Source organism: Pandoraea sp. B-6 (genome assembly GCF_000282835.1).
GTDB lineage: Bacteria > Pseudomonadota > Gammaproteobacteria > Burkholderiales > Burkholderiaceae > Pandoraea > Pandoraea cepalis.
Map to the genome: position 1 here is coordinate 56,791 of NZ_KB290514.1, position 15,655 is coordinate 72,445.

Below are 15,655 nucleotides of genomic sequence, written 5' to 3' on the forward strand. Positions count from 1 at the left end.
CGTGGCGTTGGCCGCGCGTGATGCTTTTGCGCATGGGAGTGCGACATGATTTCGGTACGTTTGCCTGACGGCTCGCAACGCCAGTACGAAGGCCCGCTCACGGTGGCGCAAGTCGCCGGCTCGATCGGCACGGGGCTGGCCAAGGCTGCCCTGGCCGGCCGCGTCGACGGCAAGCTGGTCGATACGTCCTATCTGATCGAGCGCGATGTGAGTCTCGCCATCGTCACGGACAAGGACGCCGATGGCCTCGACGTCATTCGTCACTCGACGGCTCACTTGCTGGCCTACGCCGTCAAGGAGTTGTTCCCTGAAGCGCAGGTCACGATCGGCCCGGTCATCGAAAACGGCTTCTATTACGACTTCGCGTTCCACCGCGCCTTCACGCCGGAAGATCTCGATGCCATCGAGAAGAAGATGCACGAGCTGGCCAGGAAAGACGAGCCGGTCACGCGCGAAGTGCTCTCGCGCGACGACGCCGTGCGTCTGTTCCTGTCGATGGGGGAGAAGTACAAGGCCGAGATCATCGAATCGATTCCGGCGACGGACGAGATCGGCCTGTATCGCGAAGGCAAGTTCGTCGATCTTTGCCGAGGACCGCACGTGCCGTCGACGGGCAAGCTCAAAGTCTTCAAGCTGATGAAGGTCGCGGGTGCCTACTGGCGCGGCGACGCCAAGAACGAGCAGCTTCAGCGCATTTACGGCACGGCCTGGACGAAAAAGGAAGACCAGGATGCCTATCTGCACATGCTCGAAGAGGCGGAAAAGCGCGATCACCGCAAGCTCGGCCGTGCGCTGGACTTCTTCCACATGCAGGAGGAGGCGCCTGGCCTCGTCTTCTGGCACCCGAAGGGCTGGACGCTCTGGCAGCAGGTTGAGCAATACATGCGCCGCGTCTATCGCAATCACGGCTATCAGGAAGTGAAGGGTCCGCAGATTCTCGACCGTGCGCTCTGGGAGAAGTCGGGCCACTGGGAGAACTACAAGGACAACATGTTCACGACGGAATCGGAAAATCGCGCGTATGCGCTCAAGCCGATGAACTGTCCGGGCCATGTGCTGATTTTCAACTCGGCGCTGCACAGCTATCGCGATTTGCCGCTGCGCTACGGCGAGTTCGGTCAATGTCATCGCAACGAGCCGTCGGGCGGCCTGCACGGGCTGATGCGCGTGCGCGGCTTCACGCAGGACGACGGTCACATTTTCTGTACGGAAGACCAGATTCTTGACGAGTGCGTGAATTACACGGCGCTGCTGCATGCCGTGTACAAGGATTTCGGCTTCACGGACATGATTTACAAGGTCGCGACGCGCCCTGAGCATCGTGTGGGTTCGGACGAGAACTGGGACAAGGCCGAATTTGCGCTGATGGAGTCGCTGCGTCGTTCGAACTGCGAATTCGTGATCGCGGAGGGCGACGGGGCGTTTTACGGCCCGAAGATCGAATACACGCTCAAGGACGCGCTTGGCCGTCAGTGGCAGTGCGGCACGATGCAGGTCGATTTCTCGATGCCGGAGCGCCTGGATGCCGAATATGTGGCGGAGGACAACAGCCGCCGCCGTCCGGTCATGCTGCACCGGGCCATCCTGGGGTCGCTCGAGCGGTTTATCGGTATTTTGATCGAGCACCATGCTGGTGCAATGCCGGTCTGGCTCGCGCCGGAACAGGTCATTGTGCTGAATGTGTCTGAAAAAACGGCCGATTATGCCCAGGCAGTGACGAAAAAGTTGAAAGAACAAGGGCTTAGGGCTCGCAGCGATTTGCGCAACGAGAAAATTAGCTATAAAATACGCGAGCATTCCTTGCAGAAGGTCCCTTACCTTGTTGTTGTAGGGGATAAAGAGCAGGAAGCGAATACGGTAGCCGTGCGTGCCCGTGGCGGCGTGGATCTGGGTGTGATGCCCGTTGACGCGCTCATCGAACGTCTGGCGCAGGAATGCGCAACGTTCCAATAACGCCTGTCGGACCGCGCGGCTAAATTTTTTGTTTTTTTCGAGGATAAGCAACATCGCTACCGATAAAGCGCATCGCATCAATGGCGAAATCACTGCGCCTGAAGTGCGTCTAACCGGGGTCGACGGGGAACAGCTCGGCATCTTGAAACTCGCCGAGGCTTTCCGTCTGTCCGAAGAGGCCGACGTCGATCTGGTGGAAATCGCGCCGCAGGCGCAGCCGCCGGTGTGCCGCCTGATGGACTATGGCAAGTTCAAGTATCAGGAACAGAAGAAAGCGCACGAGAACAAGCTGAAGCAGAAGGTTGTTCAGATCAAGGAAGTCAAATTCCGGCCTGGCACCGACGACGGCGACTACAACGTCAAGTTGCGCAATTTGAAGCGGTTCCTCGAAGAAGGCGACAAGACCAAGATCACGCTGCGTTTCCGCGGCCGTGAGATGGCTCACCAGGAAATCGGCGCGCGTATGCTGGAACGTCTGAAGTCCGATCTCGAAGAGGTCGGCCAGCCGGAACAGATGCCGAAGATGGAAGGCCGTCAGATGATCATGGTCATCGCGCCGAAAAAGAAGTAACGCCGTGGCGGTATCGATCGATACCGCCGGGCTGCAAGGAATTGCCGCCGTGGCCCGCAAGGCCATGGCAGTGATGCAGGGTGCTGTCTGACCCTGAATACAAGTGGTCTCGGGTTCTACAAGGGGCGCGATTTTGGCGTCACACCTGTGATCATGTTAAAAACTCGGAGTTTTTCATGCCTAAGATGAAAACCAAGAGCGGTGCCAAGAAGCGCTTTCGCGTGCGGCCTGGCGGTACCGTTAAGCGTGGTCAGGCTTTCAAGCGTCACATTTTGACGAAGAAGACCACCAAGAATAAGCGTCACCTGCGCGGTGCCGTCGGCGTTCATGAGTCTGATCTGAACTCCGTACGCGCAATGCTGCCCTTCGCTTAAACCCCGACTTAGATAGGAGAGAAACATGCCTCGAGTCAAACGTGGGGTCACCGCACGGGCCCGCCATAAGAAAGTCATCGCTGCTGCCAAGGGTTTCCGCGGCCGCCGCAATAACGTCTTCCGCATCGCCAAGCAAGCGGTCATGCGCGCTGGGCAGTACGCCTATCGCGATCGCCGTAACAAGAAGCGCGTGTTCCGCGCCTTGTGGATTGCGCGTATCAATGCAGGTGTGCGTCAGCACGGTATGACCTACAGCGTGTTCATCGCTGGTCTGAAAAAGGCCTCGATCGAACTCGACCGCAAGGTGCTGTCCGACATGGCCATCAACGACAAGCCGGCGTTTGCCGCGATTGTCGCCCAGGTGAAAGCCGCCGTCGCAGCCTAAGCTGTAGTTAGCGTATCGCGCGCTTTACCGCGCGCCATTCGCCAGGAGGGGGCTCTCATCGGAGCCCCCTTTTGTTTTTCGCATGCCTTTTCGCTGGTTTTTTCGCTGGCATCTGCGGCCATTCCGACCGCCTAACTTGAGTCTGTAGCATATGGATCTGGAACTTATCGTCAGCGAAGCGCAGCGTGCGTTCGCCGCCGCTCCCGACGCCGCCGCGCTGGAAAACGAGAAAGCCCGCTTTCTCGGCAAGACCGGCCAACTGACCGAGTTGCTCAAGGGCCTCGGCAAGCTTGATCCCGACGCGCGCAAGCATGAAGGCGCACGGATCAACGCGGCCAAGCAACAGATCGAAGGCGCCCTGCAGGCGCGCCGCCAGGCCATGGCCGACGCGCTGCTCGACGCGCGCTTGTCGGCCGAGGCCGTTGACGTCACGCTGCCCGGCCGAGGCTTGGGCGCTGGCAGCCTGCACCCCGTGCTCACCACCTGGGAGCGCGTTGAACAGATTTTCCGTTCCATTGGTTTCGACGTGGCCGACGGCCCCGAAATCGAAACCGACTGGTTCAACTTCACGGCACTGAACAGCCCGGAGAACCACCCCGCCCGCTCGATGCAAGACACGTTCTACATCGAAGGGAACGACGACGCCGGCAAGCCGCTGCTGCTGCGCACGCACACGAGCCCGATGCAGGTGCGTTACGCGCGCATGAACAAGCCGCCGATCAAGGTGATCGCGCCGGGCCGCACGTATCGCGTGGATTCGGATGCCACGCACTCGCCGATGTTTCATCAGGTCGAGGGCCTGTGGATTGCCGAAGACATCAGCTTCGCCGACCTGAAGGGGGTGTACACCGATTTCCTGCGCAAGTTCTTCGAACGCGACGACATTCAGGTGCGTTTCCGCCCGTCGTATTTCCCGTTCACCGAGCCGTCCGCTGAAATCGACATGCAGTTCGAAACGGGCAAGAACGCCGGCAAGTGGCTGGAGATCTCGGGGTCCGGGCAGGTGCATCCGACGGTCGTGCGCAACATGGGACTCGACCCGGAGCGTTATATCGGCTTCGCGTTCGGTTCGGGTCTGGAGCGTCTGACGATGCTGCGCTACGGCGTGCAGGATCTGCGACTGTTCTACGAGAACGACCTGCGCTTCCTGCGCCAATTCATGTAATCGATGCCGACGGCCCCGGACTGGCGCGCGAAGCCGCTGCCGCCGGGCTCTCGGAAGTGAAGACTTAACTGCGAGCGAACTGATCCATGCAATTCTCTGAATCGTGGCTGCGTACCCTGGTCGACCCGGATTTGTCGACGGACGCGTTGGCGCATGCCCTGACGATGTCCGGGCTCGAAGTCGAGGAAACCGACCCGGTCGCCCCGCCGTTTACCGGTGTGGTCGTGGCCAAGGTGCTCGACGTCGCCCGGCATCCGGACGCTGACCGTCTGAACGTCTGCCAGGTCGACGCCGGTACCGGCGAGACGCTCACCATCGTGTGTGGCGCCCCCAACGTGGCGCCGGGCATCAAGGTGCCGTGCGCGACCGTGGGTGCGGCATTGCCCCCGGCCGAGGCCGGCGGCGCCCCGTTCCAGATCAAGATCGGCAAGCTGCGCGGCGTGCAGAGTTTCGGCATGCTGTGCTCGGCGCGCGAACTGAAGCTCTCGGAAGACCACGGCGGTCTGATGATCCTGCCGGACGACGCGCCGGTCGGCATGAGCATCCGCGAGTATCTCGATCTCGACGATACGGTGTTCGTCGTCAAGCTCACGCCGAACAAAGCGGATTGCCTGTCGCTGCTGGGTATCGCCCGCGAAGTCGCGGCCATTACCGGCGCGCCGCTCAAGGACTTGCCGGGGCAGGGCGCTCAGCCCGCGACGATCGCCGACACGCTGCCGGTACGCATCAGCTCGCCGGAAGGTTGCGGGCGCTTCGGCGGCCGAATCATCCGCAATGTGAACGCTGCCGCGGCGTCGCCGCGCTGGATGGTCGAGCGCCTTGAGCGCGCCGGTCAGCGCAGCATCTCCGCGCTGGTCGACATCACCAACTACGTGATGCTCGAATTGGGCCAGCCGCTGCACGTCTACGACCTGAACCGCCTGCAAGGGGGGATCGACGTGCGCTTCGGGCGGGCGGGCGAAACGCTCAAGCTGCTCAACGAACAGACCGTCACGCTCGACGAGAATGTGCTCGCCATCACCGACGCCAGCGGTCCGATCGGACTTGCCGGCATCATGGGCGGCGACTCGACCAAGGCGGGTCTGGACACGCAAAATATCTTCCTCGAAGGCGCGTTCTTCTTTCCGCAGGCGATTCAGGGCCGGGCTCGCAAGTACAACTTCACAAGCGATGCCTCGCACCGCTTCGAGCGCGGCGTCGACTTCGCCGGCAATGGGCGCGCCCTCGAGCGGGCCACGCAACTGGTGCTGGACATCTGCGGCGGCCAGGCCGGTCCGCTTGAAGACCAGATCGCACAGTTGCCCGAGCGTCAGCCCGTGACCCTGCGTGTCGCACGTGCCGTCAAGATTCTGGGCGTGCCGGTTTCCGAGGCGGAGATGAGCGCGATCTTCACGCGCCTGGGTCTGCCTTTCACCTTTCAGAATGGCGTGTTCAGCGTCACGCCGCCGTCGTATCGTTTCGACATCGAAATCGAAGAAGATCTGATCGAAGAGATTGCCCGCATCTACGGTTTCGATCGCATTCCGGCCAATCCGCCGGTCGCCGCAAGCGAAATGCGCCCGACGCAGGAAGGCCGCCGCTCGCAACACGCGTTGCGTCACGCCGTGGCGGCGCGCGATTATCACGAGACGGTTGGCTTCAGCTTCGTCGACGTGGAGTGGGAAGCCGATTTCGCCGGCAACGATCACCCCATCAAGCTGCTCAATCCGATCGCCAGCCACCTGGCGGTGATGCGCTCGACGCTTATCGGCAGCCTGATCGCGAGCACGCGCTACAACCTGAATCGCAAGGCGTCGCGTGTACGCGTATTCGAAATTGGCCGTACTTACCATCGCGACAATACGGTCGCCTCGGGCGAGTTGAGCGTTGGCGGTTACCGTCAGCCGCTCACGGTCGCGGCGCTGGCCTATGGCCCGGTGCTCGACGAGCAATGGGGCGCGGCAACGCGTCAGGTCGATTTCTTCGACGTGAAGGGCGATCTCGAAGCACTGTTGTCCCCGCGCACGGCACGCTTCGTGAAGGCCGAACACCCGGCGTTGCACCCGGGACGCAGCGCGGCGATCGAAGTCGATGGCAAGCGTGTCGGCATCATCGGCGAGCTGCATCCGCGCTGGCAACAGAAGTACGACCTGCCGCATGCGCCGGTGTTGTTCGAGATCGAGGCGCAAGCGCTGCTGGTGCGCGACGTCGCGAGCTACGAGGACATCTCGAAGTTCCCGCCGGTCACGCGCGACATCGCGCTGGTGGTGGATCAGGCGCAGCCGGTGCAAGGGCTGATCGACGCCATGCTGGCGGCGCGTCACGACGATCCGGCATGCAGCGTCGTGCAATCGGTTCGCCTGTTCGACGAGTTCCGTCCGAAGGCCGGTGCAGCCTCGGGCTCGCTGGGGGCTCAGGACAAAAGCGTGGCGTTTCGTGTTACTCTGCAGGACCCCTCGGGTACGTTGCAAGACGAGACGGTCCAGGGCGCCATCAACGCACTGGTACAACGGGTAGAAGGGTTCGGCGCACGTTTGCGCGCCTGAAACTCAGTCAACATCCGCTTGCGAGTTGGTTATCGCACTGTCATCGCCATCGCGTGGGACGTATGAACGAAATGAATCCTGGTGAATTTGAAGCCATGCTCGCGGCGCAGCGCATCGCGCTGGGTCGCAGCGACACGAACGAGGTCTCGACCGAAGCACCGACGCTGACCAAGGCCGAACTGGCCGAGTTGCTGTTCGAGCAAGTCGGTCTGAACAAGCGCGAAGCGAAGGATATGGTCGAGGCCTTCTTTGAATCGATCCGCGATGCGCTTGAGTCTGGCGACAGCGTCAAGCTCTCCGGCTTCGGCAATTTCCAGTTGCGCGACAAACCGCAACGACCGGGCCGCAATCCGAAAACCGGCCAGGCGATTCCGATCGCCGCGCGTCGGGTGGTGACCTTCCACGCCAGCCAGAAACTCAAGTCGATGGTGGAATCAGGCGTGCTGGGCAAGTGATTCCCGGCCGCCGCTTTCTGTGGCGGCCGTTGGGTTTTCCTCCGCTGTTTAACCGTCGTCCCATTCCGCTAACGCCGCGATGGATCACGTTGCCTTGCCGCCGATTCCCGCAAAGCGTTACTTCACCATTGGTGAGGTGAGTGAGCTGTGTGGCGTCAAGCCGCATGTACTGCGCTATTGGGAGCAGGAGTTCACGCAACTGCGCCCCGTCAAGCGGCGCGGTAATCGACGGTACTACCAACACCATGAAGTCCTGTTGATCCGGCGTATCCGGGAGTTGCTCTATGAGCAGGGCTTCACCATCAATGGTGCGCGCAATCGCCTCGATGCCGACACGCCGCGTGGCGCCCGCGCGGCTGCGGGGCACGGGGGCGAGTCGGCCGCATTGACCGAACCCGAGACGACCCTCGACGTGGCTGACTTACGCCATCGTCTGGAGGCGGTCATCGATCTGCTCAAGTCCTGAACAAGGCGTACGCATCGGTGGTGGCGGTCCTCGTGCGCTTGCACTGTCTTCGCTTTTGCCGTCAATGCCTGAAGCCACGCGATAGCGAGTGCTTGTGACGCATCCCGTGGCATTCGGCTGCTGGGGCGCGCCTCGAACCGTGCCTCGAACTTCGGGATTCTCCTAGTGCGGCGGTGGCCGAAATATCCGTAATCCGACATATGGCACGCCGTGGGGTGGGGCGGTGCTCGCGCCCACCCCGTCCCCCTGCCGGAACGCGGAAACGCCAAACGACTTCCGGGGGCGCCGCGATTGCCTTACACTTGCCGGAAACCATGGCGTCCGTTGGCGACGACCGCTGGATCCTATTGACGACCGGGCCAACACCGATCTTTGCGCGTTTTGGCACAAAGGCTGAGAGGATCTCCACCTATGGCGGAACCGAGCACAACGGGAGCGCGACACGGGCGTTGGATGACGCCCCATCGCTCGATCGCCGCGATTCTGATTTTCGGTCTCCTGATTCTGATCCTCGTCTGGACGGCGGTGCTATGGCGCATCGCCATCGAGCGTCAGGCAATTCTGCGCGACGCCGCGGCCTCGGCGTCGACCGTGACGACCGCACTCGAGCAGCATACGTTGCGGGCCATCCGTCAGGTCGATCAACTGACGCGTTTCGTGAAATACGAATTCGAGCGACGTCACGGACACTTCGATCTGAAGCAAGCGCTCGCCGAAGGAACGGTCAAAGATCCCTTCATGGTGCAGGTCAGTTTGGCCGATGCGAGCGGCAACATCGTGGCCACGACGATCGCCGGCGGCGTTGGGATCAGCATCGCCGACCGCGAGCACTTCCGGGTGCATCAGGAACTCTCGAACGACAACCTGTTCATCAGTCATCCGGTGCTCGGGCGCGTGTCGCGCAAGTGGGTGCTTCAGTTCACCCGGCGGCTCAATCATCCCGATGGTAGCTTCGCCGGTGTGGTGATCGTGTCGCAGGCGCCAGACTACTTCACCACGGACTTCTACACGAACGCCGTGCTGGGCCAATACGGCGAGGTCGCCGTCATTGCCGACGACAACGCCATGCTCGCGCGCAGCACCGGCGCCGGCGTTGCCATCGCCGGCACGGGGGAATTGCCGCCGTTCTCGGCAGCGCAACGCCGTTCCGGTATCCAGCGTGATCCCATCGATGGCATCGAACGTATCGTGGCATACCGCCATCTGCGGGACTATCCGCTCGCCGTTCAGGTCGGACTGTCGCTGGATGAAGCGCTGACCGAGCATCGGCATGTCGCGCGGGTTTATTTAACGATGGCCACCTTCGTGTCGGTTGCGCTCATCGTGTTCTTCGTGCTTATCGCCTACCTGATGCAGCGGCTGATCGGACGGGATCAGCAGCTCACGCGACTGATTTCGTTCGACGCGCTCACCGGACTTCCCAATCGCTATGCGCTCATGGAGGCGTTGCGGCGTGCGCTGTCCGTGCCCGACCAGGTCGGCAAGGTGGCGCTGCTGCACATCGACCTCGATAATTTCAAGAGCGTGAACGACACGTTGGGTCATACGCAGGGTGACGAGATCATCCGGCAGGTGGCCGAGCGCTTTGCCCCGCGCATGCCACCAGAGGCCATGCTGGCGCGCTTTGCCGGCGATGAATTCATGGTGCTGCTCACAGGCAACGGCGCAACCGACGCCGCCGAGCCGCTGGGCGAGACGTTGCTCGCCACCCTCAAGTCGCCGATGGTGGCGGACGGCACGTCGTTCGCGCTTCACGCGAGTATTGGGGTGACCTTCTGGTCCAAACCGGAGGAAACCGAAGCCGACCTCATCAAGAAGGCCGATCTCGCCATGTACTCTGCGAAGGAGGCCGGCAAGAGCGTGGTGCGCGTCTATACGCAGCAGATGACGTATCAGGCGCATCAGCTCGTCGTGTGGGAGCGGCAAATGGAGCAGGCGTTGGTCAACGGCGAGTTTTTCCTCGCCTATCAACCCATCGTCGCGCTCGAGTCCGATTGCGTGCGCGGCATGGAGGCGTTGATTCGTTGGCGTCACCCGGAACGCGGCGTGCTGAGCGCGGGCGAGTTCATTCCCCTGGCGGAGACGACCGGACAGATCGTGGCCATCGGCGAGTTCGTGCTGACGCAGGCGTGCCGTCAACTGGCGGCATGGCGAGGCACGCCGATGGCGTCGCTGCGACTGGCCGTCAATGTCTCGTCGGTGCAGTTCTGGCGCGGCGACATTGGCGAGCTGGTCGAGCGTCTCATGAGGGCGTACGCCGTCGAACCGAATCGACTTGAGCTGGAAGTCACCGAGTCGGTCATGGTCAAGAATCCGGCGCTCGTGGAGATGAAGATCAAGCAATTCAAGCGCGCCGGGGTGCGCATTGCGCTTGACGATTTCGGTACCGGATACTCGTCGTTGTCCTACTTGACACGTTTTCCTGTCGACACGCTCAAGGTCGATCGCTCGTTCGTGGAGTCGATTCCCGATTCGTCACGTTCTTGCCTGATGATCTCGAACATCGTCAACATTGCGCGTTCGCTGGGTATCGAGCTGATTGTCGAGGGCGTCGAGAATGCGCGGCAACTGGATTGGCTGCGTCATTTCGTGCCACTGTGCGCACAGGGTTACCTATTCTCCCGTCCGGTGGAAATCGAAGAGATTGATTCGGTCATCGCGCGTTTGGGGATTTGCGAATAAAGCGGACCCATTGACCAATGCGAACAAGCGACGTATTCGGCTAATTAATAGATTAAATCGGTGATCGTAATAAATTCGTGATTTGATGTTTGGCGGTACGAGTTCATCGTTGGCGTGCGATAAAATCAGTCGTAGTCGTGATGAAGTCGGGCGGCATGAGCGGGTGGCCGTGCGCCGCGCACTGCGCTGGAGAGCGGGGGCGGCTGCCGTTGTCGGGGTGGGCAATGCGGAGCAGCCAGGGTCCGGAGGCGCGTGGCGCGACACGCCGTGGATCGCAAAAAAGGGGGAAAAGGGGGAACGAGTTCGACGCGCAGACCAGAATTGGCGGCAATTCGCTGGCACTCAGAATGTCAGCCGCGACCAGGGCTTCTGTCCGGGGAAATGACAGAAGCGCAACACGAATGCAGTGGATACGTCGCCAACGTAAGAAGTGAATAATATTAGAACGAGCGTTTGATTTTCGGATGAGGATTAGACATTGGCTTTATGCCGCCAGCGTCTCGGTTGGCGTGCTGGTCGCCTGCTGGATGGCGGCGGACAGGACTGCCACGTCGCTGGTCGGCGACAAGCTCGCTCAGAGCGTTGACGCGGGGCAAATGGTGGCCGACCGCGTCGCCGACGGCATGATTCACGCCATCAACACGGATCTGGCGATGGTGCGCGCCATCCCCGCCACGTTGGCGGAAGTCGGTTTGCTGCGTGACGTGCTGCGAGCGACGGGGGGCGACGCCCCGGCGCCCGAGACCGTGGATCGTGCCAACGAATTTCTGCAAGGCGCTCAGGGATACTTCGGCGTTGACCGGGTGTGGCTGATCGACGCTCATGGCGTGTGCGTGGCCGCAAGCAATTTCCGCGATGAGCCGTCGCCGATCGGGCAGTCCGTGGCCAACATGCCCTATGTCACGAATGCCTTGTTGGGCGGACGTTTCGAGAGTTATGCCGCAGGCTGGGAGCATCAGGCGCCCGGCCTTTATTTCAGCGCCCCGGTGTATCGCAAGGGCGCGCTGATCGGTGTCGTGATGACCAAGATCGGACTCACGCGATTGCGTCATTGGGTGGGTAGCGGAGAGTCGTTCATCGTTGACGGCAATGGCGTGGTCATCATGGCGAACGACCCTCGTTTCGAGGATCGTTTCATGCTCGATGGCAAGCTGGGCAAGCTGTCCGAGGCCGAGCGCATGGCGCTGTACCAGCACGACGACTTCGCGCGCATGCCCATCTCCCCGTTCAAGCGCGCCCCCGGTCGTTCGAACGCCTGGGTGCCTCAGGAATTGCTCGACCGGATGTCGGCATTCGACGAGTCCCGGAAGCCGTTCGTGATCACGTCGCGTCCGAGTTCGAGCAATGACCTGACCGTCTACGCGGTGGAGGGTGTCGACGCCTGGGAGGCACTCACGCGCGAGCATGCCAAGGACCTGGTGTTGTGTTTCTTGCTGTATCTGGGCGGCGTCATCATCGTAACGCTCGCCGGCTGGACTTATTGGCGTGAGCGTGTGAAGCATCGCGAAGCCCGTCAGTCGAATGAGGTGCTGCGCGCGGCCAATCATCAACTGGCGTTCGAAGCCAGTTATGACGAATTGACGGGCAGCCTGACGCGACGCTACTTCTTCCATCGCTTCGAGCGGTTGCTGGAGAGCACGCAACGCAAGAACGAGCCGATGAGTCTTATCGTGGCCGATCTCGATCTCTTCAAGTCCATCAACGACACTTACGGGCATGCCATCGGCGATCAGGTGCTGTGCCGATTCGTGCTGGTGTGCTCGTCGACATTGCGCGGCGACGACCTGATCGGCCGCATTGGTGGCGAGGAGTTCGCGATTCTGCTGCCGGGGGCGAGCGAGCGCGATGCACTGCGCGTGGCGGATCGCATTCGTGAGCGCTGCAAGCGCGAATCGTTGGAAGGCAGTGAGCCGCCGCTGCGTTTCTCGGCGAGTTTCGGCATCACGGAGTGGCAGGACGGCGACTCGCCGATGACCATGGTCGAACGAGCCGACATGGCGTTGTACCGCGCCAAACGTGCCGGTCGCGACCGCTGCTGGGTTTTCTGATCGCACGGTTACCGATGTCACATTTGGTAACCAAAGATGATGTGCCCCATCACGCATTTCGCGGGAACATACCTGTCTAACGAGTCAAACGGGTGCTGCGAAAATCGATGAGCCGCTGACGGGCTGGCGTCGATCCGTTTCGCGCACGACTCGAACAGCTCATGCGGGAGACTTCATCGTGAAACGCTTACTTTGGCTGGCGGGCGGCGCTGCCGTCGCCCTGATGATGGCCGGTTGCGTGGCCGTGCCTTATGGCGCGCCGGCGTACGGCAACGCCTATTACGACGGTTATGGCTATGCGCCGGGCTACGCGGTTGCCCCCGCACCGGTCGTGACGTTCGGGATATCGGGCGGCTATTACGACGGTGGCTATGATCGCGGATGGCACGGCCGGGGCCGCGGATGGGGCTGGCATCACTGAGCCTGCACCGATCGGGCGGGCGCTATCGCACTCAGAACTCGGACAGCGCGAAATCCGCCTTCGCCACATCGCATTCCGGGCAACGCCAGTCGGCGGGCACGTCGGCCCAGCGCGTACCGGCCGCAAGGCCGTCGTTCGGTGCGCCTTCGGCTTCGTTGTAAATCCATCCGCAGATCAGGCAGATCCAGTTCTTGAAGTCGGTCGAGGTGTTCAGCGTGGTCGTCATGGTGTCGGGTCAACAGGAAGCGCTTAAGCGACCCGCATTGTAAGGCACACGCGGCGCAAGGTCCCGCTCACCCACCAAGGTGTCCGCACGCAACGTTAATCCAGATCAATGGATCGGCGCGGCAAGCGTGCAAATCAGGATTGAAGCGAAAGAAGGCGCATCGCGCCGGCGACGGCCGGCGCGACAAGCATCACCAGTGAATCTGGTTCAGAAAGATCGGTGCCATCTGCGCGAGCGAATTGATCAGCGAAATGGCGGTGTCGCGGTGCGACACTTCCCGCCACAAGCGGCTTTCCTTGACGACCCGATCACGGTCTTCCGCCGTTTTCACTTCAGGCGAGCGCAACTCGTTGATCAAGTCGATGACGGACGCGCGGTCGACCGTTTCCGTGACCGAGTGACGCGCGAGCAGATCGTCCAGATGGACGCGCTCCGCTTCGGTCGTGGACGCGTCGACAGGTGATGAGGCGGAGGTAACGGACGGCTTGTCGGATTGGGTCATACGAGACGTTCTCCCGGGGTTACTGGAAAGCGAAGCGGCCACTGACGTGCGGATCCGGCGAGGATCCCAAGTCATGCATGGCGAGGTATCGCGCAATTCCATCATAGGCCGATTCGCTTGTGCTGCGAACCCTTCCATGCGTGCGGGGACCCCGCTTTTCACACGAATTGCGGCGGGATTTTCCGCAGGCTTGCTTCACGTCAAAGGGTTTTGCCTGCGCACAGATGCGCGGTGAAACGTCAAGCTTAAAAAATTTATCCAATGCTGACGCTGAAACGGGCAATCCTCTTGACAGCGTGTAACGGCGGGCGTCTCGGCGGGCGAGTGCCCAGTTATCCAGTGGGTTATCCACAGAAGCTGTGGGTAACTCATCGGTCGTTGAGTGCGTAACGAGAAGGGCTCGCCGGTCATGGCTTGCAAGCCACACGAACACTTGACGAGGCGTTGTCAACGAAGCAGCGGGCGCAACATCAGCAACGCGAAGAACAGCGCGACGCCGACGGGGAGCAGACCGGTGAAGAAGGCGGGCCATGCCCTGCGTCCGCGGCGACGTGCGCCGAACGATGAGATCAGGCCGGCGCAAAGACACATCACACCGACGGCCCACGTGGGGTGTGGGCTTTTGAGTACCCAGGCGGCAGCGGCCAGCAAGCCGATCCAAGCGAGCGGCAACGCGCCCGGTGGAGGCATGCCGTCGGCGGGCGAGCGGAGGGTGCCGCGCGACTTGTCAGAAGTGTTGGGCGTGTCGGGCCTGTTGGGCGTGTTGGCGGGCATTGAGGTTCCGGAAACTCTGGGGGCGCAACGACGTGGGCGTGCGAAAGACGCAGGATAGCAAACGTCGTGCGCCGCCGCTCAGGACGCGAGACCGCGCAAGGCGTGTGTCCCGGAAGGCTTGGCGGCCGCGTGCATGTCGCCTGCCGGCGCGTCCACATGCCAGGTGGAGGTCGCGTCGACATCGCGCGTCGGCGCGAACGCGGGCGGTGTTGCGCAGCGGTTGTCGAGGTCGACGTATTGCTTGCGTACCACGCGTCCTGCAGCCGGTGTCGTCGCGACGGTCCGAAGGGCAGCGACGCCGTGGCGCATACCGCGTGCTCCCGGGGCGGACGCTTCCGGCGAGGCGCGCACGGCGACACACGGTTGATGAAAGGGATCGGTGGGTGCGGCGCCGGCGGGCGGCACCGATTGCGCATGGACCCGTGGTGCGCCGGATGCGATCAGCACGCAGAGTGCGACGATGCCAAACCGAAGCAGCATCACGCGGCGCACGGCGGATGGGAAAACCGGTAGAACCGGTGGCGTAGCGTGTCTCGGCGGCATGGGTCGGCTCCGTCGGGGCGATCGTTGGGGACGCGAGCAGGGCGAGCATGGCAAGCGGCTGCACGGCGTTTTCACGAAGCTGAAGCCAATATCGTGCCGGAACTGGTAAGTGGTTGATTTTGTGAAGAATGTCGAGGTATGCGGGACCGTTTGTGGCGATGCCCCGGCATCAAGTGTTGCAGTTCCGAAACGCGCGCCTGAGAATCGACGCATGCGCGGACCCGAATCGATCTGGATCGATGCCGGTCATGACATGGGCAACTTACCGATTTCTTGTCCACTGTATATAATCACAGTATTCCACTTCGCGGCGAGACAGAACCTCTCATGAAAGCCAACTATTCCATCGCCGAAATCGAGCAGGCGATCAACTACTGGACGGGCCGTCAGGCCGCCGACAGCCACTGGTCGCTGTGCCAGTCGGCGCGCGCGCTGGCCAACATTTATGGCCAGATGATCTACCGCCGTGAGACGAGCATTGGCGCCGACGCGCTCGACGCCGAACAGAGCCAGGCCATCGAGACGGCCCTGCATCAGATGGAACTCGGGCTCGCGCCGTGATTCC

Annotated in this window: 16 protein-coding genes; 12 read left to right on the top strand and 4 right to left on the bottom strand. The window is 61.9% G+C overall.

Annotated elements, in window-relative coordinates; all coding sequences use genetic code 11:
* Positions 1–45 precede the first annotated feature (45 nt).
* From thrS to A985_RS0110335, 11 genes are all read left to right on the top strand, one after another.
* A complete protein-coding gene (gene thrS, locus A985_RS0110280; RefSeq protein ID WP_017233320.1) occupies positions 46–1,953 on the top strand; it encodes a threonine--tRNA ligase in 1,908 nt (635 codons plus the stop codon).
* 28 nt (positions 1,954–1,981) lie between these two features.
* Positions 1,982–2,524, top strand: a complete 543-nt coding sequence (gene infC, locus A985_RS0110285; protein WP_017233321.1) for a translation initiation factor IF-3 — start codon at positions 1,982–1,984, stop codon at positions 2,522–2,524.
* Positions 2,525–2,700: 176 nt separating this feature from the next.
* Entirely contained in the window at positions 2,701–2,898 is a 198-nt protein-coding gene (gene rpmI / locus A985_RS0110295) for a 50S ribosomal protein L35 (protein ID WP_010806049.1), read from the top strand.
* A 25-nt stretch (positions 2,899–2,923) separates the two neighbouring features.
* Complete coding sequence (rplT, locus tag A985_RS0110300) at positions 2,924–3,283, top strand: 50S ribosomal protein L20 (protein WP_010806048.1); 360 nt, start codon at positions 2,924–2,926, stop codon at positions 3,281–3,283.
* A gap of 151 nt (positions 3,284–3,434) precedes the next feature.
* Positions 3,435–4,448 (top strand): phenylalanine--tRNA ligase subunit alpha, encoded by a 1,014-nt coding sequence (pheS, locus tag A985_RS0110305; RefSeq protein WP_017233323.1) that lies wholly within the window; start codon positions 3,435–3,437, stop codon positions 4,446–4,448.
* A gap of 86 nt (positions 4,449–4,534) precedes the next feature.
* The gene (gene pheT / locus A985_RS0110310) at positions 4,535–6,973 is read left to right on the top strand and encodes a phenylalanine--tRNA ligase subunit beta (protein ID WP_017233324.1); all 2,439 of its coding nucleotides are present in this window, start codon (positions 4,535–4,537) and stop codon (positions 6,971–6,973) included.
* 62 nt (positions 6,974–7,035) lie between these two features.
* Positions 7,036–7,428, top strand: a complete 393-nt coding sequence (locus A985_RS0110315) for an integration host factor subunit alpha (RefSeq protein ID WP_017233325.1) — start codon at positions 7,036–7,038, stop codon at positions 7,426–7,428.
* Positions 7,429–7,507: 79 nt separating this feature from the next.
* A complete protein-coding gene (locus tag A985_RS0110320) occupies positions 7,508–7,894 on the top strand; it encodes a MerR family transcriptional regulator (protein WP_017233326.1) in 387 nt (128 codons plus the stop codon).
* 453 nt (positions 7,895–8,347) lie between these two features.
* The gene (locus A985_RS25010; RefSeq protein WP_017233327.1) at positions 8,348–10,576 is read left to right on the top strand and encodes an EAL domain-containing protein; all 2,229 of its coding nucleotides are present in this window, start codon (positions 8,348–8,350) and stop codon (positions 10,574–10,576) included.
* A gap of 464 nt (positions 10,577–11,040) precedes the next feature.
* On the top strand, positions 11,041–12,624 hold the full coding sequence (locus tag A985_RS0110330; RefSeq protein ID WP_083902261.1) for a sensor domain-containing diguanylate cyclase: 1,584 nt from the start codon (positions 11,041–11,043) through the stop codon (positions 12,622–12,624).
* A gap of 178 nt (positions 12,625–12,802) precedes the next feature.
* Positions 12,803–13,045: a hypothetical protein gene (locus A985_RS0110335; protein WP_017233329.1), complete on the top strand. Its 243-nt coding sequence runs from the start codon at positions 12,803–12,805 to the stop codon at positions 13,043–13,045.
* 31 nt (positions 13,046–13,076) lie between these two features.
* On the opposite strand, the gene A985_RS0110340 is transcribed toward A985_RS0110335, so the two are convergent.
* The 4 genes from A985_RS0110340 to A985_RS0110355 form a co-directional block, all read right to left on the bottom strand.
* Positions 13,077–13,271 (bottom strand): rubredoxin, encoded by a 195-nt coding sequence (locus tag A985_RS0110340; protein ID WP_017233330.1) that lies wholly within the window; start codon positions 13,269–13,271, stop codon positions 13,077–13,079.
* A gap of 190 nt (positions 13,272–13,461) precedes the next feature.
* Positions 13,462–13,773: a hypothetical protein gene (locus A985_RS0110345; protein WP_017233331.1), complete on the bottom strand. Its 312-nt coding sequence runs from the start codon at positions 13,771–13,773 to the stop codon at positions 13,462–13,464.
* 447 nt (positions 13,774–14,220) lie between these two features.
* Positions 14,221–14,547 (bottom strand): hypothetical protein, encoded by a 327-nt coding sequence (locus A985_RS0110350; RefSeq protein WP_017233332.1) that lies wholly within the window; start codon positions 14,545–14,547, stop codon positions 14,221–14,223.
* A gap of 78 nt (positions 14,548–14,625) precedes the next feature.
* On the bottom strand, positions 14,626–15,030 hold the full coding sequence (locus A985_RS0110355) for a hypothetical protein (protein ID WP_157211417.1): 405 nt from the start codon (positions 15,028–15,030) through the stop codon (positions 14,626–14,628).
* 387 nt (positions 15,031–15,417) lie between these two features.
* Between A985_RS0110355 and A985_RS0110360 the strand changes: the two genes are divergently transcribed.
* Positions 15,418–15,651: a DUF3717 domain-containing protein gene (locus A985_RS0110360; RefSeq protein WP_017233334.1), complete on the top strand. Its 234-nt coding sequence runs from the start codon at positions 15,418–15,420 to the stop codon at positions 15,649–15,651.
* Positions 15,652–15,655 lie beyond the last annotated feature (4 nt).